This window comes from Methylobacter tundripaludum SV96 (assembly GCF_000190755.2).
GTDB classification, from domain to species: Bacteria; Pseudomonadota; Gammaproteobacteria; order Methylococcales; family Methylomonadaceae; genus Methylobacter_A; species Methylobacter_A tundripaludum.
In genome coordinates, this window is sequence record NZ_JH109152.1 from 2,681,017 (window position 1) to 2,698,356 (window position 17,340).

The following is a 17,340-nucleotide window of genomic DNA, read 5'->3' on the forward strand; positions in this document are numbered from 1 at the left end:
CCCTCCAGATTGCCGCAACTTATGGAAAACACGTTTGAAACGCCAAATCCATAATGCCTTGGACGACTGGAAGCACATTTTTATACCGATAAATGAAATTACATGATGAAAAGCTCCGCAAACTGGGCTTAGCTGTTATTCAGGTGGAAACACAGGCGATTGCCGCATTGGCCGACCGGATTAATGACGATTTTGTGTTTGCCTGTAAGTTGATGTTCAATTGTAACGGTCGTGTTGTGGTTACCGGCATGGGTAAATCAGGGCATATTGCCGGTAAAATTGCCGCGACCTTAGCCAGTACCGGAACGCCGGCTTTTTTTGTGCATTCGGGCGAAGCCAGTCATGGCGATTTGGGTATGATTACCCGGCAGGATGTCGTGCTGGCTTTATCGAATTCCGGGGAAACCGAGGAAGTTTTAACGATATTGCCGATTATTAAGCGACTGGGCGTACCGTTAATAGCCATGACCGGAAATCCGGCCTCAACGCTGGCCAAATTTGCCACCACCCATATCAACGTGGCTGTTGAGCAAGAAGCTTGCCCTCTGGGCCTTGCGCCTACCTCCAGTACCACGGCGGCCTTGGTGATGGGCGATGCGCTGGCGGTTTCCTTGCTTGAGGCGCGCGGCTTTACCCGCGATGATTTTGCCTTGTCTCATCCCGGCGGCAGTTTGGGCAAACGGCTGTTATTGATGGTGGGTGATATTATGCATGCCGATGAGAAAGTGCCTATCGTTTCGGAGTCTGCGCTTATCAGTCATGCCTTGCTGGAAATGACCGAAAAAAAGCTGGGCATGACGGCGATTGTCGACGCGGATAATCGCGTCGCTGGCATTTTTACCGACGGCGATTTGCGGCGGATGCTGAGCAGAAACCTTGATATACACAAGACCGCTATCACCGAAGTCATGACCCCTAATTGCGCGGTTATTTCTGCGGATATTCTGGCGGCCGAAGCCATGCAAATTATGGAACGAAAAAAGATTAACGCGTTAATTGTTGTTGATGGGCAGCAAAGAGCGATAGGCGCTTTGAATATGCATGACCTGATTCGTGCAGGAATCGTGTGATGACGGACATACAAAATAAGTTGGCTATTTTGGAAAAAGCCAAGAAGCTCAAATTGCTGATTCTCGACGTGGACGGCGTATTGACGGACGGCAGGTTGTTTTTTGACGCTGAGGGCAACGAATACAAGTCGTTTCACGCGAGGGACGGTCACGGTATCAAGTTGCTGCGGCAGACCGGCGTCGAGGTCGCGGTTATTTCCGGGCGTAAATCAAGCTCGGTTGCGCTACGTATGAAAAACCTGGGCATTGAGCACGTGTATCAGGGCCATGAAAATAAAATCGCCGCGTTTAATGAGATTATTGAGCTTATGGGTATAACCCATGAACAGGCGGCCCACGTCGGCGATGATTTGCTGGATTTGCCGATAATGATCAGGGTGGGCCTGGCGATTGCGGTTAATGATGCCAACTTTGCCGTTAAACAGCGCGCCGATTGGTGTACGACGTTGCCTGGAGGGCAGGGCGCAGTCAGGGAGGTCTGTGATTTTATTATGCAGGCGCAAGGACGTTTTGATGAAATATTGAATGCTTACCTGACTCGCGAGAGCACGAAGTGACATGACCCGGTTAAATGGAAATTATAGTTATCTGTATCTGGTCATTATCGCGGCAATGAGCTGGTGGCTGATTAAATTGACCGGTTCTGATGAGTTTGGTCGCATAGCGGTCCCGGCGCACAGTCCTGATTATTTCAGCAACGGCTATACGAAATGGGAAATGGGCGAGCTTGGCAGGCCGAAAAGTAAATTGATTGCTGATGAAATGATTCATTACAGCGATGACAGCACCACGCACATGGTAAAGCCATTAATGTTTTTTTATAACGAGAAAACGCCGCCGTGGATAATTAAGTCCGAAACCGGTGTTTTGTCTGCTGATGGTAAGGATTTGTTGCTAACCGGCAAGGTCTATGTTGACAGGGCTGCTGCGGTGGGCGTCAGGGAGCTTAAAATCTATACCTTCAACTTAAAAGTAAAGCCGGAAACCAGTTATGCAGAAACGGATGCGTGGGCAGAGTTGATCAGTTTGCCAAACTGGACTACAGGTGTCGGTATGAAGCTGACTTTTGCGGAACCGATCCATCTGGAATTGCTCTCTAATGTAAAGGGTAACTATGAAACAAAATAAAAACCTTCGCTGCCGCATGTTACGTGGGAGTGGCTGCTGTTTACTGTTATTGGCGCTTTATAGCGCGGGTGCTTACGCCTTGGAAAGCGACGGCGATCAGCCGATCATTATCGATTCAAATACGGCGACTTATGATGATGTAAAAGCCACCAGCACTTATACCGGTAATGTGATCTCAATTCAGGGCAGCATTCGGGTGAACTCGGATAAGCTGGTCGTTTATTTTATAGACGGTGAAGCTGATAAAATGGTGTTTACAGGCAATCTCGCCAAATTTAAACAAACGCCTAACGAGGGCGACCAGGATATAACCGGTGAAGCGTTAACAGGCGAGTATTATCCTAAAAAGAATTTGTTGATTTTGATTGATAAAGCCACCGTCTGGCAAGGCAGCGGCGCTTATTCCAGTGACTTGATTGAATACGATTTGAAAACCTCGCTGGTTAAAGCGGGAGAAAAAGAATCCGCCGGTAAACGCGTCCATGTCGTATTGCAGCCGAAAGCTAAAGAACAGCCGGCCGCGAAGGGCGATGGCAAATGATGGGGCGCAGGGTTGAGGGTATGACGTGCAGGGCGCAAGATACCAAACGATGTTCTTTTTATTTTTCACCTTTCACCCTTTAAACATGACCAGACTAGCCGCAAAACAGCTGATTAAGAGCTACAATAAACGCAATGTGGTTAACGGTGTTTCATTGCATGTCGATACCGGTGAAGTTGTTGGTTTACTGGGGCCTAACGGTGCAGGAAAAACTACCAGTTTTTACATGATGGTGGGCCTGATTAAAGCGGATGAAGGTGAAATTACCCTGGATTCGCAGGTCATTACCCATCATCCCATGCATTTGAGGGCGCAATTAGGGATAGGTTATTTGCCGCAGGAGCCCTCGGTTTTTCGAAAACTGAGTGTGGCGGACAACTTGCGTGCAGTTTTACAAATCCGTTCCGATTTAACGCAAGGACAGGCGGAATTGGTGATTGAGGAATTGTTGCAGGAGTTTCATATCCTTCATCTGCGCGACCAAACTGCTTTGGGCTTGTCGGGCGGTGAAAGGCGGCGTGTCGAAATTGCCAGGGCATTGGCGACCAACCCTCAGTTTATATTGCTGGACGAGCCTTTTGCCGGTGTTGATCCGATATCGGTAGACGATATAAAAAAAATCATCGAGCATTTGAAATATCGCGGCATTGGCGTATTAATTACCGAACATAATGTCAGGGAAACATTAGGCATTTGTGATCGTGCGTATATACTTAACGACGGCAGGGTGATCGCCGAAGGCGGCGCGGAGGCTATCGTTGCCAATGAGGAAGTGCGTAAAGTTTATTTAGGTAATAACTTTAGTCTTTAATTTAGGGGGCAATCTCTTGCAGTTGTCCTAACCAAGAACAGAGTAACCACAGGGGACATCCCCTACTAAATTGTGTGACCGAATGAAACAATCCTTACATCTTCGACTGGGTCAACAACTGGCTATGACGCCGCAATTGCAGCAGGCGATCAAGTTGTTGCAGATGTCGACATTAGAATTGCAGCAGGAAATTCAGCAGGCTCTTGAGTCTAATATGATGCTGGAAGTTAATGAGGAAGAAAACACCGTTCAGGAAGCCGAAATAACGCCGGAGAAAAAAGTTGATAATACCGATTTGCTGACCAGTCAAGGTTCGCAAACGGATATGCCGGATGAGTTGCCCATTGATTCTTCTTGGGATGATGTTTATGAATACGCCATGGAGTCGGGCGCCAATTCAGCTGAGACTGTTGAATTTGAAACGCAACGTAGTAAATCCTCAACCTTGCTGGATCATTTGCTATGGCAAGTGGAGTTGACCTCCTTTTCAGAGCGGGATCATGCCATTGCCATGGCTATTATTGATTCGATCAATGAAGACGGCTATCTGAGCAGTAGTCCCGAAGAAATTTTTCAGGGCTTGCAGAGCCAATTAGACGATCTGGATTTCGACGAAGTGAACGCGGTGCTGCACAGGGTACAAAATTTCGACCCGGCCGGCGTTGCAGCGATAGATTTAAAAGATTGTTTGAGATTACAAATACAGCAGTTGCCGGAGGGTGCGCCTTATAAAGAGGAGGCGCTGACTCTGGTTACCCGATATTTGGATTTGTTGGCTACGCATGAGCAGTCAAAACTCATGCGTAAGTTGGGCGTGACAGAGCGGCAGCTGGATGAGGTGGTGGCGTTAATCAGAACCCTGGATCCCAAGCCGGGCGCGCAGATACAAGATTCGGATTCCGAATATGTTATCCCCGATGTTTACGTGGTTAAACAAAACGATAAATGGCAAGTCAACCTGAATCCCGATATAGCGCCTAAATTGCGCATCAATCCCTTTTATTCAAGCATGATAAAAAGGGCGGATAACAGCAAGGATAATACCTGTATGAAAGATCATTTGCAGGAAGCAAGATGGTTTATTAAAAGTCTCCATAGCCGTAACGATACCTTATTACGTGTTGCCCGCTGTATCGTGGAAAAGCAAACCGGGTTTCTGGAACATGGCTCTATTGCCATGAAGTCCATGGTGTTAAGGGATATTGCCGAAGAACTGGAATTACACGAGTCGACTATATCCAGGGTGACAACGCAAAAATTTATGCATACCCCCAACGGTATTGTCGAGTTTAAGTATTTTTTTTCCAGTCATGTTTCAACAGAAGGAGGAGGGGAGTGCTCGTCTACGGCCATCAGGGCGTTTATTAAAGAGCTAATCAGCAATGAAAATCTGGCAAAACCGTTAAGTGATAGTAAAATAGCCGAGCTATTAAAAGAAAAGGGCATTAATGTTGCTAGAAGGACAATTGCCAAGTATCGTGAAGCGATGCTCATTTCATCATCAAGCCAGCGTAAGCGCATTTTATAACGCTATCTGGCACCCATAAAAAAACCAATCATTCACCATTAAAGGAGTTCATCTCATGCAAGTCATCGTAACAGGCCATCATCTTGAAGTAACCGACGCGTTAAAAGCCCACATCGACTCAAAATTTGAAAAATTAGCACGTCATTTTGATAATGTTACCGATGTACACGTCATTTTAAGCGTGGAAAAGTTAATTCAAAAGGCTGAAGCAACGCTGCAATTGAGCGGCGCTAAATTGTTCGCCGAAGATCATCAGGAAGATATGTATGCAGCCATTGATGCTATGGTGGATAAGTTAGATCGTCAAATTATCAAGCATAAAGAAAAAACCGGACAGCATAGATAAGATAGGCAAAAGACGAAAGGCGAAGGGCTGAAAAAGCTTTCTTTGCCTTTCGCCCTTGGCCCTTCGCCTGATTTCTTATGAAACTATTAATCGTCAGCGGTCTTTCCGGTTCCGGTAAAAGTATCGCCTTGGATACGCTGGAAGATTGCGGCTATTACTGCATCGATAATCTACCCGTGACCTTGCTGGAAGACTTTATTAACCATGTCATGCTGGTGGATAAGCTTACCTATGCAAAAACGGCCATAGGCATTGATGCCAGGAATCAGAGCGAAAGCCTGGCCAATTTTTCCGAAAGCCTGGAGCTAATACGCAATAAGCAGATTGATTGCGAAATCATCTTTATGCAGGCCGAAGAGTCTACCTTATTGAAACGCTATAGCGAAACCCGACGACGGCATCCGTTGACGGATTCGAATGTGCCGTTAAGAGAAGCGTTGAAAATTGAAAAGGAAATGTTGACGCAGGTTGCCAGGCACGCCAGCGTGGTCATCGATACCAGTCGAACGCATTACCACGAGTTACGTGAACTTATCAGGGACCAGGTCGGCGAAAGGGATGTCAGGCATATTTCCTTGCAGTTTCAATCCTTCGGGTTCAAACATGGCGTTCCATTGGATGCCGATTTTGTATTTGATGCCCGCAGTTTGCCGAATCCTTATTGGATTCCGGAGTTGCGCGGATTAACAGGAAAAGATCAGCCGGTAATCGACTTTCTTAATGAACAAGAACTGGTTGCCGAGCTTTTTAAAGATATTACGGTTTTTCTTGAGCGCTGGATTCCCCGATTCGAGGCGGAAGGGCGCAGTTATTTGACGGTAGCGATAGGGTGTACAGGCGGTCAGCATCGCTCGGTTTATCTGGTGGATGCATTCGCCAAGCAGTTTAAAGGCCCTTTCTTGAATGTAATTGTCCGCCACCGGGAATTGCAATAAGTTTTTTGGAAGCTGTTTATCAAGTCAAAATAGTAGTGTAAAGACGTTGCAGTGCAACGTCTTTACAGCCGATTTATTTCAACGATAGCGTTTCAGCTCGACCTATCATCTCAATGGACAGCTTGTCTTCCTTACATAGCCAACCTATGGCGCGTTGAACATCATTTTTATTGATGCCTGTTTCAGTGGTAACTTTATTGACACTGGAGGGTCCGTTATTATCCAGATATTTCCAGACTATTCCTGCTGCATCGCCGATTGTATTAGACATAGTGGTCACCTTTAGCTTGGATTGTTGTGTTAAGAAATCTTGGTTTGATGTTCAGGCAGCACAATATTTAATTCCAGTGTCTCCTGAGTATCGTTTTGTTCAAAATTAACGGATATGGCATCTTGCTCTACGTTAACGTATTTTCGAATAACTTCCAGCAATTCTTTTTGCAATTGAGGAAGGTAAGAGGGTTGGTTTCTGGAGCTGCGTTCGTGAGCAACCAGAATTTGCAGTCTTTCCTTGGCGAGTGATGCCGAGCTGGCTTTAGATTTCTTAAAATAATCCAGTAAACTCATTATTTGCCTCCGAAAAGCTTCCCAAACAGGCCTTTCTTTTCATCAATGAATCGATGTGGTCTATCTTCGCCCAAATAGCGAGCAACAATATCCGCGTAAGCTTGGCCTGCGTCACTTTTTTCGTCAAGAATAACAGGTGTGCCGGAATTCGACGCATTGAGTACCGATTTTGATTCCGGGATAACGCCCAGCAAATGCAGCGATAAAATTTCCTGTACATCATCCACGCTTAACATTTCACCTAATTTAACCCGGTCCGGCGAGTAGCGTGACAACAGCAGGTATTCCCTGATAGGTTCTTCGTTTTGTTCGGCCCGACGTGATTTGCTGGATAAGATACCTAGCATACGATCAGAGTCCCTGACTGACGAGACTTCAGGGTTGGTTACAATAAACGCATCGTCGGCAAAATACATAGCCAAATGAGCGCCTTTTTCAATGCCGGCAGGGGAATCGCAGACTATGTATTTAAACTCTTTTTTGAGTTCGTCTAAAATTTTGCCTACACCTTCCTGGCTTAGGGCGTCCTTATCCCGAGTTTGCGAGGCAGGCAGAATGTAAAGCAGATTGCAGTTTTTATCGCGTATCAAGGCTTGGTTAAGACTTGCCTCGCCGTTGATGACGTTGACGAAATCATAAACAACGCGGCGCTCGCAACCCATGATTAAATCGAGGTTACGCAAACCCACATCAAAATCGATGACCGCTGTTTTGTGACCTTTTTTTGCAAGCCCCATGGCTATAGCGGCGCTTGTGGTTGTTTTACCAACGCCACCTTTACCCGATGTTACGACTATGATTCGTGCCACAAATTTTTCCTCCAAAGAGCAATATAAATTAAATATCTTTAATAACTAAAGTATGGTTTTGTAAGTAGATCTGAACGGGCTGGTTGAGAACGGCGCCATTTAAATCTTCGCTGATCTTGTAATTTCCGGCAATCGAAATAAGCTCAGCTTGTAAATCGGAACAGAAAATACGCGCTTCCGTATTGCCTTGTACGCCCGCCAGAGCCCGGCCTCTTAACGAGCCGTAAACATGAATATTGCCTTCGGCCATGATTTCAGCCCCGGCACTGACCTGAGCTAAAATGATCAAATCACCTGAAGCATAAATGCGTTGGCCGGAACGGACAGGATGGGTGATCAATGTAGCGGTTTCAGCAACGACTTGCGGTTCGGGTGTCGCTGCTTCAGGCTCAGGAGTTTGTTGTTTTTGCGTTCCGGAAGAGACCGCGGTGCTGTGGCCGGAATGTACGGGAATTCCAAGCTCCAATGCCTGTTGATTCTGTTGTGCAGCGCCGCCGCGTATGCCTATCGGTAACAAGCCCAGCTTGCGGATGATGTTGATGAGTTCGGTAACATCAATGTCGAGATCGTGTTTATTCAGTTCCTGTAAGTCAAACACCAACGGCGAGTTTTTGAAAAACTCAGGCGCCAGATGGATTTTTCCTTGTAATTGTTGTTCGATAGTAATGGCATCATTACTGACTAAAACCAAAACAGGCACAGAAAAAGTGCTGCTTTTAAATTCCAGTACGGGTGAGTGATGATCGTTCTGTTGAGAGTCTGTTGACATCCGTTAAATCTGGTTAGTCAGGGATTGTATTGATTCTAACATTGCTGGTAAAAAAAATCATTTTTACAGTGTTGATAGACAATTTCTTCTATAGGTCGGAGCGCTTCTGAGATAGGCGTTCGACCAAAAACCTTCCGCGTAATGCTATCCTCAGGATATTTCAATGAACCGATATTTTATCTTAATGGCAGTAGAAGGGCTGATGTTGACTGTAAAGAAGGCTTTATAAATGGCTGCGGTTATCAAAACCATTTGTTTTATATGGTGTTTGTTGTTCCAGTGAAGCGGTCTTAGCTTGCAATCTTGGACATTATCCTTTAACTTAGGAAGACATCCGTAAAGGCTAGGGGTGCTTCCTTGTTTCCATGTGCTTCGTGGGATAGGGCGGCTGAGAAAAACCCTTTGAACCTGACCCCGGTTAATACCGGCGTAGGAAAGCCCTGACTTCCCTGCGCCTTATTGTTTTGTTGTTGGAGATAAACATGAGCGCTGTCCTTAAAGAAGTTACGTCTACTGAAGCCAGTAGCGTAAAGATCGATTCCTACCCCGCATCGGAAAAAATATATGTTCAAGGCAGTCGCCCCGACATACAAGTTCCGATGCGTAAAATCACCTTATCCGATACTCCGGTGCATTTCGGCTCGGAAAAAGGCGCAGAAAAGAACCCGCCGCTTTATGTTTACGATACCTCGGGTGTTTACACCGATCCCAATGTCGAAGTCGACTTGAAAAAAGGTCTGGGCGCTATCCGTTCAGCCTGGATTGCAGAGCGAAACGATACCGAAGAATTGTCAGGCCCCAGCTCGGAATTCGGTCGTCAGCGTCTTGAAGATCCTGCTACCGCCGAACTGCGTTTTGAGCATATCCGCAAACCGCGCAGGGCGAAAGCCGGAAAAAACGTATCGCAAATGCACTATGCAAGACAGGGCATCATCACGCCGGAGATGGAATACATCGCCATTCGTGAGAACCAGAAAATGGAAGAAATGCGCCATTTGTGGAAAGACCAGCACCCCGGCGATTCTTTCGGCGCATCGATTCCCGATACCATTACCCCTGAGTTCGTCCGTGACGAAGTGGCCAGAGGCCGGGCGATTATTCCGTGCAACATCAACCATCCCGAGCTGGAGCCGATGATTATCGGCCGCAACTTCCTGGTTAAAATCAACGGTAATTTAGGCAACTCGGCGGTGACCTCGTCTATTGAGGAAGAAGTCGAAAAAATGCTCTGGGGTATTCGTTGGGGCGGCGATACCATCATGGATCTATCCACCGGCAAGAACATCCACGAAACCCGCGAGTGGATTTTACGCAACTCGCCGGTACCTATCGGCACTGTGCCTATCTATCAGGCGCTGGAAAAAGTCAACGGCAAAGCCGAAGACCTGACCTGGGAAATCTTTCGCGACACCTTGATCGAGCAAGCCGAGCAAGGCGTGGATTACTTTACCATCCATGCCGGGGTGCGTTTGCACCATGTACCGCTAACCGCAAAACGCATGACCGGCATCGTTTCGCGCGGCGGCTCGATCATGGCTAAATGGTGCCTGGCGCATCATACCGAAAGCTTTTTGTATACGCACTTTGAAGAAATCTGCGAAATCATGAAAGCCTACGATGTGTCTTTCTCATTAGGCGACGGCCTGCGTCCGGGTTCAATCTATGACGCTAATGATGCCGCGCAATTCGGGGAATTGGAAACGCTGGGCGAACTGACCAAAATCGCCTGGAAACACGATATTCAAACCATGATAGAAGGCCCGGGTCATGTGCCGTTGCACATGATCAAAGTCAACATGGAAAAACAGCTGGAAGAGTGCGGCGAAGCGCCTTTCTACACCTTGGGCCCGCTGACCACCGACATCGCTCCCGGTTACGACCACATTACCTCGGCGATAGGTGCGGCCAATATCGGCTGGTACGGTTGCGCGATGCTTTGTTACGTTACCCAAAAAGAGCATTTGGGCTTGCCGAACAAGCAGGATGTCCGTGAAGGTATTGTGACTTACAAAATCGCCGCCCATGCGGCCGACCTGGCTAAAGGCCATCCCGGTGCGCAGGCGCGCGATAACGCGATGTCCAAAGCGCGTTTTGAATTCCGCTGGGAAGATCAGTTCAATATCGGCCTCGATCCTGAAAAAGCCCGCGAATTTCATGATGAAACCTTGCCTAAGGATTCGGCCAAAGTCGCGCATTTTTGCTCCATGTGCGGCCCGCATTTCTGCTCGATGAAAATCAGCCAGGATGTGCGCGATTATGCCGCAGAAAAAGGCATTAAAGAAGAAGAGGCTTTATTAAAAGGCATGGATGAAAAATCCAAACAGTTCCTTGAAGAAGGCGCCGATATTTACCACAAAGTCTAAGAATATGAAGCCCTTCTCTTAACAGGGAAGGGCTTTGATCTATTTTATTCCTGTCATACAAGCTTCGCGTCACATTACTACATTGCTCTTGCGCCAGTTATTTGAAAAGAGTTTTTCCTTTGCCGCAGATAATAACTCTAATACACTTGCCCAAAATTAATAATGAGCGGAAATAAGGCAAACACAATGGGCGCTTATCAGCATATTTTACTGGCGGTTGATTATTCCGGGCATAGCGGAGTGGTTGCCCAACGAGCAAAGGATTTGGCGGCAAAACATCTGGCCAAATTGAGCATTATTCATGTGCTGGATAATATCCCGATGCCCGATACTGGTTACGGCACAGTGATTTCGCTAACTGAAGATTCAGGCTACGCGCTGCTTGAAGCTGAGAAAGTCCGGTTGATACAGATCGGAGAGCAGTTGGGTGTAGCCCCGGCTAACCGCTGGATGATTTGGGGAACACCCAAACAGGAGATTGTCCGGCTTGCCGAGCAAGAGCAGATCGATTTAATCATTGTCGGTTCCCATGGTCGGCATGGTCTGTCGCTATTGTTGGGTTCAACGGCCAATAGCGTTCTGCATTATTCTAAGTGCGATGTGATGGCGATTCGATTGGCAAATGATTAGCGCGGATTAGGTAGGGGCTGCCAAGCGGGCTGATTGGCCCAAAGATTATAAGAAGCATAGTGTGACCAGTAAATGTCACGAAAATATTATTCAAGGTTTACCGTCGTAGAATATTCGGTTACCGCCAACTTTAATAAACTCAGTTACAAAACTCTATTATGTTTAATCATCTTACTATTAAAACCCGCTTGTTACTGATTGTGGCTTTTTCGGCCGTTCTCGTGATTACCTTGGGGGCGCTCGGTTTGATCGGCATGCAAAAAACCAATGCCGGTTTAAAAACCGTTTACCTTGATAGAGCCGTTCCTTTAGCAGATCTTTCCGAAATTAAGGCCAGACAACTCGATACCCGTCTGAAAATCGCCCATATCTTTGCTTTTCCTGATGAAAAGGATAGAAATCTAAAAATAATAAATGCTAATACCGCTGTTATTAACAATATATGGAACGAGTACATACAAACTTACCTTACGGATGAAGAAAAAATATTGGTAGATAAATTTACTCTTATTAGAGATAAGTATTTTGCTGAGGGTTTGAATCCGGCTATTGAGTTGATCAAAGCAGGCGATAACGAAAAATTGGCGGCTCATATTCGCGAAACAATGCGCCCAATAAATCTTTCCGTTCTTGAAAATATTGACGCGTTAATAAAGTTACAAAAAGATATTGCCAAACAAGAATATGAAGCCGCACAAAGCCGTTATCAATTGCTGCTGAGTGTTGCAATAGCTATCGTTATTCTCGGTTTGATGACCCTGAGCTTGATTGGAATCATGTTGATTCGCGGCATTTCGGAGTCACTGAAATCGGCACAGCAGGCGGCCGCGGCTATTGCGGTCGGCGACCTGAACTCCGGCATTGATGTCGATAAAAAAGATGAAATAGGTGAATTGTTGCGTTCGATGAAGCTTATGCAGGATTCGATTAATAATTTTGTCTTGGCTCAGGCCGACATGGCGCGCAAACATGCACAAGGCTGGATTCACCAACAGATGGATGCGGCCCAGTTCCCAGGCACTTACGGCAAAATGGCAAAAGAACTGAATGAGCTGGTAGCGAGTCACGTTGCGGTAAAAATGCAAGTCGTTGATGTTGTCGGTCAATATGCCAAGGGCGATTTTTCTCGAGATATGGACCGCTTGCCGGGCGATAAAGCTAAGGTGACAGCCGCTGTAGATGGCGTTAAAACAGCCCTGCTTGCGGTAAGCAGTGAAATTAAAGACATCGTAGACGCAGGGGTTCAAGGCAATTTCTCTCACCGTGTTGACAGTGATAATTTCGAATTTATGTTTAAGGATATTTTAAATAACCTTAATAGACTAAGCGAAACCTGCGATTTAGGCTTTGGCGATGTCGAACGTGTTGCCAAAGCTTTGGCCGAAGGCGATTTAACGCAGACTATCAGTAAAGACTATCCCGGTACTTTCGGCCAAGTTAAGGAAGCGGTTAATGTCACGGTGGAAAACCTCAGAGACATGCTTGGCAAAATCCAGGAAGCCTCTATTACCATCGGTACTGCGTCTAAAGAAATTGCGTCAGGCAACAATGATTTATCGCACCGTACCGAAGAGCAAGCAGCCAGCCTGGAACAAACCGCCGCCAGTATGGAAGAGTTGACCTCTACCGTGCAGGCTAATAGCCAAAACGCCAAACATGCCAATCAGCTTGCCGTCGGTGCAACGGATATTGCGGGTAAGGGCGTTAAAGTGGTTGGGGAGGTGGTATCGACCATGGAAGGCATTAATGAGTCTTCACGCAAGGTTGTGGATATCATTTCGGTGATAGACGGCATCGCTTTTCAAACTAATATTCTCGCGCTCAATGCCGCAGTAGAAGCGGCACGTGCGGGTGAGCAAGGCCGCGGGTTTGCCGTGGTGGCCGTCGAGGTGCGCAATCTCGCGCAACGCGCCGCCGCTGCCGCTGCGGAAATTAAAGGCTTGATTGGCGATTCGGTAGAAAAGGTTGAAGACGGCACCAAGCTGGTTGCCCAAGCGGGAAAAACCATGGAAGAAATCGTTGGCGCCATCCGTGGTGTGACGGTCATCATGTCCGAGATCAGCGCCGCCTCCATGGAGCAAACATCCGGTATTGAGCAGGTTAATCAGGCGATCGGTCAAATGGACGACGTGACCCAACAGAATGCCGCGTTGGTGGAGCAAGCGGCAGCGGCAGCGGAATCGCTGGAAGAGCAAACGCAAAACCTGGCTGTTACGGTGGGGCACTTTAAATTGGACGGCAATTCGCCCAGTTCTGCTGGGGCCGTTAATACTGAGCCGGTGCGTGCTGTTAGCCAAACCGGCGCAAAAAAGGTTCCTGCCAGGAAAGAGTCTTATCAAAATACGCCCGTGCCCAATAACGTCGGCATAGACTTGGATAAGGCGCTTGAGAAACATTCCGAGTGGAAGGTGAAGCTTCGTACCGCCATATCAAAACGCGAAGAAATGGATGCCGCAACGATTTCAAGAGACGATTGTTGCGATTTCGGTAAATGGCTGCACCACGGCGTCAAGTCTCACCTTGCCCATGAGCCGAGTTATGCTGATTGTGTGGCCAGACATGCAGCCTTTCATATCGAGGCCGGCAGAATAGCTAATATGATCAATGCAAAAAAATTCAGAGAGGCGGAAACACTGCTGGGTAACGGATCCGCGTTCGTTGCCGCGTCAACGGCAGTCGGGGTTGCAATTATGCGCTTGAAAAAAGATTTTAATACTTCGGCAAGTGCTCCTGTTGCCAAGTCAAAACCTCAAACCATGACAGCAAGTGCTGATGAGTGGGAAGAGTTTTAATCTATATGAGGGGCGACCCGTTGGCCGCCCCTTTTTCATGATCTATTTTTTGTTTAAAGCCTGTTTTGCCTGATTCCAGAAAGCATCCAATTCGGCCAGCTCGCAGTCTTTCAGGCTCAGGCCGGACGCTTTAACCTGTTGTTCTATGTGTTGAAAACGTCTGGAGAATTTTTTAGTGCTTTCCTTGAGCGCGACTTCGGCATTGACGTTTAAATGCCGGGCCAGATTGACCGCAACCAGTAATAAATCGCCGATTTCTTCCTGAATATGGGCCTGATCCCCGGATTGCCAAGCTTCTTTAACCTCATCCAGTTCTTCCAGTACCTTATCGAAAACCGGCAACGCGTCCGGCCAATCAAAGCCGTAGTTTGCGGCGCGATCCTGTATTTTTTCACACTCAATCAATGCCGGAAGATTACGGGCCACACCTGATAACACGCTGTCTTGCTCTTCCGTTTTGTTTTTTTTTCGGCGTTCGTCGGCTTTTGCCTGTTCCCAAGCCTGATGACGTTCTTCATCGGTGTTGAAAACGGCATCGGAAAAAACATGCGGATGGCGGCGGATCAGTTTGTCGCAAATGCCCGCTGAAACCTGTTCGAAGTTGAACAGTCCTTGTTCCTCGGCGATCTGGGAATGAAATACCACCTGCAACAGCAGGTCGCCCAGCTCAGAGCGCAAATCGTCCAGGTCATTGCGTTCAATCGCATCGACGACTTCGTAGGCTTCTTCGATCAGGTAAGGAATTAAACTGGTGAAGTCCTGTTTGACATCCCACGCACAGCCCTGTTCCGGGTGGCGCAGGCGCGACATGATGTCTAGGAGATTTTGGGTGTGTTTTAGCATGAAGTGCTTTTCATAAGTTTTTTAAATCAAATTCACCACGAAGACACGAAGGACACGAAGTTTTGTTTTTTTCTTCGTGCTCTTCGTGTCTCGGCAACTGCTCCTGCGTTGCTCTACCTCCTGCATGACCCACAGGGATGTGGGAAATGCAGATATCGCAGGAGCAAATATCTGCCTATGCAGTCGTTCGTGGTGATAAATGCTTTTTGGTGATAACTAATTAACGATTAAAACGAAGAGCCGAAATTCTCGCGGTAGCGTTGCTTGAAGCTATCCATATCAAATGAATGATTCTGGGTGCCGTTATTTTCGATTTTAATCGCGCCCATTAATGAGGCAACCCTGCCGGTCACTTCCCAGCCCAGGTCATTCATCAAGCCGTATAAAAGCCCTGCACGATAGGCATCGCCGCAACCCGTCGGATCGAGTATCGCTTTGGGTTTTGCAGCAGGAATGGTGATGCACTCGCCGTGGGTATAAATTTGAGAACCTTGGCCGCCCAAAGTAATGATCAGCGCTTCAACCCGCTCAGCCATTTGTTCCAGCGTCAAGCCGGTACGTTCCTGCATTAACTCGGATTCATAGTCATTCAATGTCACCCAGGTGGCCTGATCGATAAACTTGAGCAGTTCTTCGCCATTAAACATCGGCATGCCCTGACCCGGATCGAAAATAAACGGTATATCCAGTTCTGCAAACTGTTCGGCATGCAATTGCATGCCGTCCTTGCCATCGGGCGATACGATGCCGATGCTGATTTTCCGGTCAGTCGGCACTGAATTTAAATGCGAAAAGCTCATTGCGCCGGGATGGAATGCGGTAATCTGGTTAGCCTCTTCATCGGTGGTGATATAGGCTTGCCCGGTATAACTGTTGTCCATAATCTGAATAAACTCGCTGGATAACTGGTTTTGGGCCATCCATTGGGCATAGGGTTCAAAATCATGGCCGACCGTAGCCATGGTTAACGGCTCTTCGCCCAGTAATTTCAGGTTGTAGGAGATGTTGCCCGCGCAACCGCCGTATTCGCGCCGCATGACCGGCACCAGGAATGATACATTCAGGATATGGATTTTTTCCGGCAAAATGTGATGCTTAAATTTATCATGAAAAACCATGATGGTGTCGTAAGCCATAGACCCGCATATTAATGCACTCATTGTGTTGTGTTCCTCTTTATTGCCAGGGATGGTGTGTATGCCGCAGACTGCCGGTAGCCGTCGCGGTTAAAGTAAAATTAATGCCCAGGTTACCGCAGCCCAGGCCAGTGACATCATAACAGCAGCGGAGCCAATATCTTTGGCGCGCCCCGATAATTCATGATGTTCAAGTCCCACTCTATCGACTACAGCCTCAACCGCTGAATTTAATAATTCGACGAGCATGACTAAAACGATACTGCCGATCAACAGCAGTTTTTCGATATTGCTTTGCCCCAGCCAGATTGCCAGAGGGGTCGTTACCACAAACAGGACGACTTCCTGTCTGAATGCTTCTTCATGTGTCCAGGTTGCTTTAAAACCGGCAACAGAAAAAAAGCACGCGTTAATCAGGCGCTTAACGCCTTTTGCATTTGGATTTGCCATTATTTGTTACGAATAGGTGTTATTGAAAAGATAAATATTACACAGATGTGTGTCAGTTTCGTTACAAGTAGGATAAATCCGGATTATTGTTCGATCATCTGCTGATAAGCATCGGCATTCATTAATGCATCCAACTCAGACGGGTCGTTCGCATTTATGCAAAACAGCCAAGTTCCATAAGCGTCATCATTGACCTGCTCAGGTTCATCTACCAGGGCTTCGTTGACAGCGACGACTTCTCCGCTAACCGGGCTAAACAAATCGGACGCGGTTTTAACCGATTCGACTACGGCGCACTGCTCCTGCGCCGTTACTTTGCGCCCCAGTTCAGGAAGTTCAATATAAACCAAATCGCCTAATTCTTCCTGCGCAAAATCAGTTATGCCGACGCGAATGATATTATCGTCTTCCATTTTCGCCCATTCGTGGGTTTTTGCGTACTTTAAGTTATCCGGTACAGCGCTCATGATAATCTCCAAATAGTATAGTTAGTTGCTTTGTTTGCTCGGCAACTGCTCCTGCGTTGCTCTACCTCCTGCATCCATGCAGTCGTCGGCAACTGCTCCTGCGTTGCTCTCGGCAATTGCTCCATGCATTGCTCTACCTCCTCCATCCATGGAGT

The 17,340-nt window shown here is 47.2% G+C and carries 19 protein-coding genes and 1 riboswitch; of the genes, 11 read left to right on the forward strand and 8 right to left on the reverse strand.

The genetic code is table 11. From position 1 onward, the window contains the following. The first annotated feature begins 92 nt into the window (after window positions 1-92). The 8 genes from METTU_RS11940 (at window position 93) to rapZ (ending at window position 6,359) form a co-directional block, all read left to right on the forward strand. Window positions 93-1,070, forward strand: a complete 978-nt coding sequence (locus METTU_RS11940) for a KpsF/GutQ family sugar-phosphate isomerase (RefSeq protein ID WP_006891863.1) — start codon at window positions 93-95, stop codon at window positions 1,068-1,070. After that, on the forward strand, window positions 1,070-1,627 hold the full coding sequence (kdsC, locus tag METTU_RS11945; RefSeq protein WP_006891864.1) for a 3-deoxy-manno-octulosonate-8-phosphatase KdsC: 558 nt from the start codon (window positions 1,070-1,072) through the stop codon (window positions 1,625-1,627). Before METTU_RS11940 ends, kdsC begins: the two co-directional genes overlap by 1 nt. A 1-nt stretch (window position 1,628) precedes the next feature. Beyond that, window positions 1,629-2,198 carry an LPS export ABC transporter periplasmic protein LptC gene (lptC, locus tag METTU_RS11950; RefSeq protein ID WP_006891865.1) on the forward strand — a complete coding sequence of 190 codons (570 nt, stop codon included), beginning with the start codon at window positions 1,629-1,631 and terminating at the stop codon, window positions 2,196-2,198. A gap of 16 nt (window positions 2,199-2,214) precedes the next feature. Continuing rightward, window positions 2,215-2,739 carry a lipopolysaccharide transport periplasmic protein LptA gene (gene lptA, locus METTU_RS11955; protein ID WP_150107839.1) on the forward strand — a complete coding sequence of 175 codons (525 nt, stop codon included), beginning with the start codon at window positions 2,215-2,217 and terminating at the stop codon, window positions 2,737-2,739. Between the two features lie 85 nt (window positions 2,740-2,824). Continuing rightward, a complete protein-coding gene (gene lptB, locus METTU_RS11960) occupies window positions 2,825-3,550 on the forward strand; it encodes an LPS export ABC transporter ATP-binding protein (RefSeq protein ID WP_027148893.1) in 726 nt (241 codons plus the stop codon). Window positions 3,551-3,632: 82 nt separating this feature from the next. Then, the gene (locus tag METTU_RS11965; protein WP_006891870.1) at window positions 3,633-5,078 is read left to right on the forward strand and encodes an RNA polymerase factor sigma-54; all 1,446 of its coding nucleotides are present in this window, start codon (window positions 3,633-3,635) and stop codon (window positions 5,076-5,078) included. 55 nt (window positions 5,079-5,133) lie between these two features. Next, window positions 5,134-5,424, forward strand: a complete 291-nt coding sequence (hpf, locus tag METTU_RS11970) for a ribosome hibernation-promoting factor, HPF/YfiA family (protein ID WP_006891871.1) — start codon at window positions 5,134-5,136, stop codon at window positions 5,422-5,424. Window positions 5,425-5,501: 77 nt separating this feature from the next. Further along, a complete protein-coding gene (gene rapZ, locus METTU_RS11975; protein WP_006891872.1) occupies window positions 5,502-6,359 on the forward strand; it encodes an RNase adapter RapZ in 858 nt (285 codons plus the stop codon). A 73-nt stretch (window positions 6,360-6,432) separates the two neighbouring features. Here the strand turns inward: rapZ and METTU_RS11980 are convergent, their stop codons facing one another. Genes METTU_RS11980 through minC form a run of 4 tightly spaced genes read right to left on the reverse strand, consistent with a single transcriptional unit; the run spans window position 6,433 to window position 8,504 of the window. After that, on the reverse strand, window positions 6,433-6,630 hold the full coding sequence (locus METTU_RS11980; protein ID WP_006891873.1) for a winged helix-turn-helix domain-containing protein: 198 nt from the start codon (window positions 6,628-6,630) through the stop codon (window positions 6,433-6,435). A 29-nt stretch (window positions 6,631-6,659) separates the two neighbouring features. Further along, entirely contained in the window at window positions 6,660-6,926 is a 267-nt protein-coding gene (gene minE, locus METTU_RS11985) for a cell division topological specificity factor MinE (RefSeq protein ID WP_006891874.1), read from the reverse strand. Continuing rightward, window positions 6,926-7,735 carry a septum site-determining protein MinD gene (gene minD, locus METTU_RS11990; protein WP_006891875.1) on the reverse strand — a complete coding sequence of 270 codons (810 nt, stop codon included), beginning with the start codon at window positions 7,733-7,735 and terminating at the stop codon, window positions 6,926-6,928. Before minD ends, minE begins: the two co-directional genes overlap by 1 nt. A gap of 28 nt (window positions 7,736-7,763) precedes the next feature. After that, window positions 7,764-8,504 (reverse strand): septum site-determining protein MinC, encoded by a 741-nt coding sequence (minC, locus tag METTU_RS11995; protein WP_006891876.1) that lies wholly within the window; start codon window positions 8,502-8,504, stop codon window positions 7,764-7,766. A 335-nt stretch (window positions 8,505-8,839) separates the two neighbouring features. Next, window positions 8,840-8,957: riboswitch (TPP riboswitch) on the forward strand. Between the two features lie 29 nt (window positions 8,958-8,986). Between minC and thiC the strand changes: the two genes are divergently transcribed. The 3 genes from thiC (at window position 8,987) to METTU_RS12010 (ending at window position 14,289) form a co-directional block, all read left to right on the forward strand. Further along, complete coding sequence (gene thiC / locus METTU_RS12000; protein WP_006891877.1) at window positions 8,987-10,867, forward strand: phosphomethylpyrimidine synthase ThiC; 1,881 nt, start codon at window positions 8,987-8,989, stop codon at window positions 10,865-10,867. 186 nt (window positions 10,868-11,053) lie between these two features. Further along, window positions 11,054-11,497, forward strand: coding sequence for a universal stress protein (locus tag METTU_RS12005; RefSeq protein WP_006891878.1), 444 nt, complete (start codon window positions 11,054-11,056; stop codon window positions 11,495-11,497). A gap of 158 nt (window positions 11,498-11,655) precedes the next feature. Beyond that, entirely contained in the window at window positions 11,656-14,289 is a 2,634-nt protein-coding gene (locus tag METTU_RS12010) for a methyl-accepting chemotaxis protein (RefSeq protein ID WP_006891879.1), read from the forward strand. A gap of 42 nt (window positions 14,290-14,331) precedes the next feature. Here METTU_RS12010 and mazG read toward each other — a convergent pair whose 3' ends face one another. The 4 genes from mazG to gcvH all read right to left on the reverse strand — a co-directional run bounded on the left by mazG (window position 14,332) and on the right by gcvH (window position 17,185). Continuing rightward, the gene (gene mazG / locus METTU_RS12015; protein WP_006891880.1) at window positions 14,332-15,132 is read right to left on the reverse strand and encodes a nucleoside triphosphate pyrophosphohydrolase; all 801 of its coding nucleotides are present in this window, start codon (window positions 15,130-15,132) and stop codon (window positions 14,332-14,334) included. A 227-nt stretch (window positions 15,133-15,359) separates the two neighbouring features. After that, on the reverse strand, window positions 15,360-16,292 hold the full coding sequence (locus METTU_RS12020) for a carbohydrate kinase family protein (protein ID WP_006891881.1): 933 nt from the start codon (window positions 16,290-16,292) through the stop codon (window positions 15,360-15,362). A gap of 66 nt (window positions 16,293-16,358) precedes the next feature. Further along, entirely contained in the window at window positions 16,359-16,718 is a 360-nt protein-coding gene (locus tag METTU_RS12025; protein WP_006891882.1) for a diacylglycerol kinase, read from the reverse strand. An 83-nt stretch (window positions 16,719-16,801) separates the two neighbouring features. Continuing rightward, window positions 16,802-17,185: a glycine cleavage system protein GcvH gene (gene gcvH, locus METTU_RS12030; protein WP_006891883.1), complete on the reverse strand. Its 384-nt coding sequence runs from the start codon at window positions 17,183-17,185 to the stop codon at window positions 16,802-16,804. Window positions 17,186-17,340: the final 155 nt, after the last annotated feature.

What these genes read in the sequence shown, in the direction of transcription:
- METTU_RS11940 (WP_006891863.1), top strand. Translation starts at nt 93, where the DNA reads ATGAAATTACATGATGAAAAGCTCCGCAAACTGGGCTTAGCTGTTATT.
- kdsC (WP_006891864.1), top strand. Translation starts at nt 1,070, where the DNA reads ATGACGGACATACAAAATAAGTTGGCTATTTTGGAAAAAGCCAAGAAG.
- lptC (WP_006891865.1), top strand. Translation starts at nt 1,629, where the DNA reads ATGACCCGGTTAAATGGAAATTATAGTTATCTGTATCTGGTCATTATC.
- lptA (WP_150107839.1), top strand. Translation starts at nt 2,215, where the DNA reads ATGTTACGTGGGAGTGGCTGCTGTTTACTGTTATTGGCGCTTTATAGC.
- lptB (WP_027148893.1), top strand. Translation starts at nt 2,825, where the DNA reads ATGACCAGACTAGCCGCAAAACAGCTGATTAAGAGCTACAATAAACGC.
- METTU_RS11965 (WP_006891870.1), top strand. Translation starts at nt 3,633, where the DNA reads ATGAAACAATCCTTACATCTTCGACTGGGTCAACAACTGGCTATGACG.
- hpf (WP_006891871.1), top strand. Translation starts at nt 5,134, where the DNA reads ATGCAAGTCATCGTAACAGGCCATCATCTTGAAGTAACCGACGCGTTA.
- rapZ (WP_006891872.1), top strand. Translation starts at nt 5,502, where the DNA reads ATGAAACTATTAATCGTCAGCGGTCTTTCCGGTTCCGGTAAAAGTATC.
- METTU_RS11980 (WP_006891873.1), bottom strand. Translation starts at nt 6,630, where the DNA reads ATGTCTAATACAATCGGCGATGCAGCAGGAATAGTCTGGAAATATCTG.
- minE (WP_006891874.1), bottom strand. Translation starts at nt 6,926, where the DNA reads ATGAGTTTACTGGATTATTTTAAGAAATCTAAAGCCAGCTCGGCATCA.
- minC (WP_006891876.1), bottom strand. Translation starts at nt 8,504, where the DNA reads ATGTCAACAGACTCTCAACAGAACGATCATCACTCACCCGTACTGGAA.
- thiC (WP_006891877.1), top strand. Translation starts at nt 8,987, where the DNA reads ATGAGCGCTGTCCTTAAAGAAGTTACGTCTACTGAAGCCAGTAGCGTA.
- METTU_RS12005 (WP_006891878.1), top strand. Translation starts at nt 11,054, where the DNA reads ATGGGCGCTTATCAGCATATTTTACTGGCGGTTGATTATTCCGGGCAT.
- METTU_RS12010 (WP_006891879.1), top strand. Translation starts at nt 11,656, where the DNA reads ATGTTTAATCATCTTACTATTAAAACCCGCTTGTTACTGATTGTGGCT.
- mazG (WP_006891880.1), bottom strand. Translation starts at nt 15,132, where the DNA reads ATGCTAAAACACACCCAAAATCTCCTAGACATCATGTCGCGCCTGCGC.
- METTU_RS12020 (WP_006891881.1), bottom strand. Translation starts at nt 16,292, where the DNA reads ATGAGTGCATTAATATGCGGGTCTATGGCTTACGACACCATCATGGTT.
- METTU_RS12025 (WP_006891882.1), bottom strand. Translation starts at nt 16,718, where the DNA reads ATGGCAAATCCAAATGCAAAAGGCGTTAAGCGCCTGATTAACGCGTGC.
- gcvH (WP_006891883.1), bottom strand. Translation starts at nt 17,185, where the DNA reads ATGAGCGCTGTACCGGATAACTTAAAGTACGCAAAAACCCACGAATGG.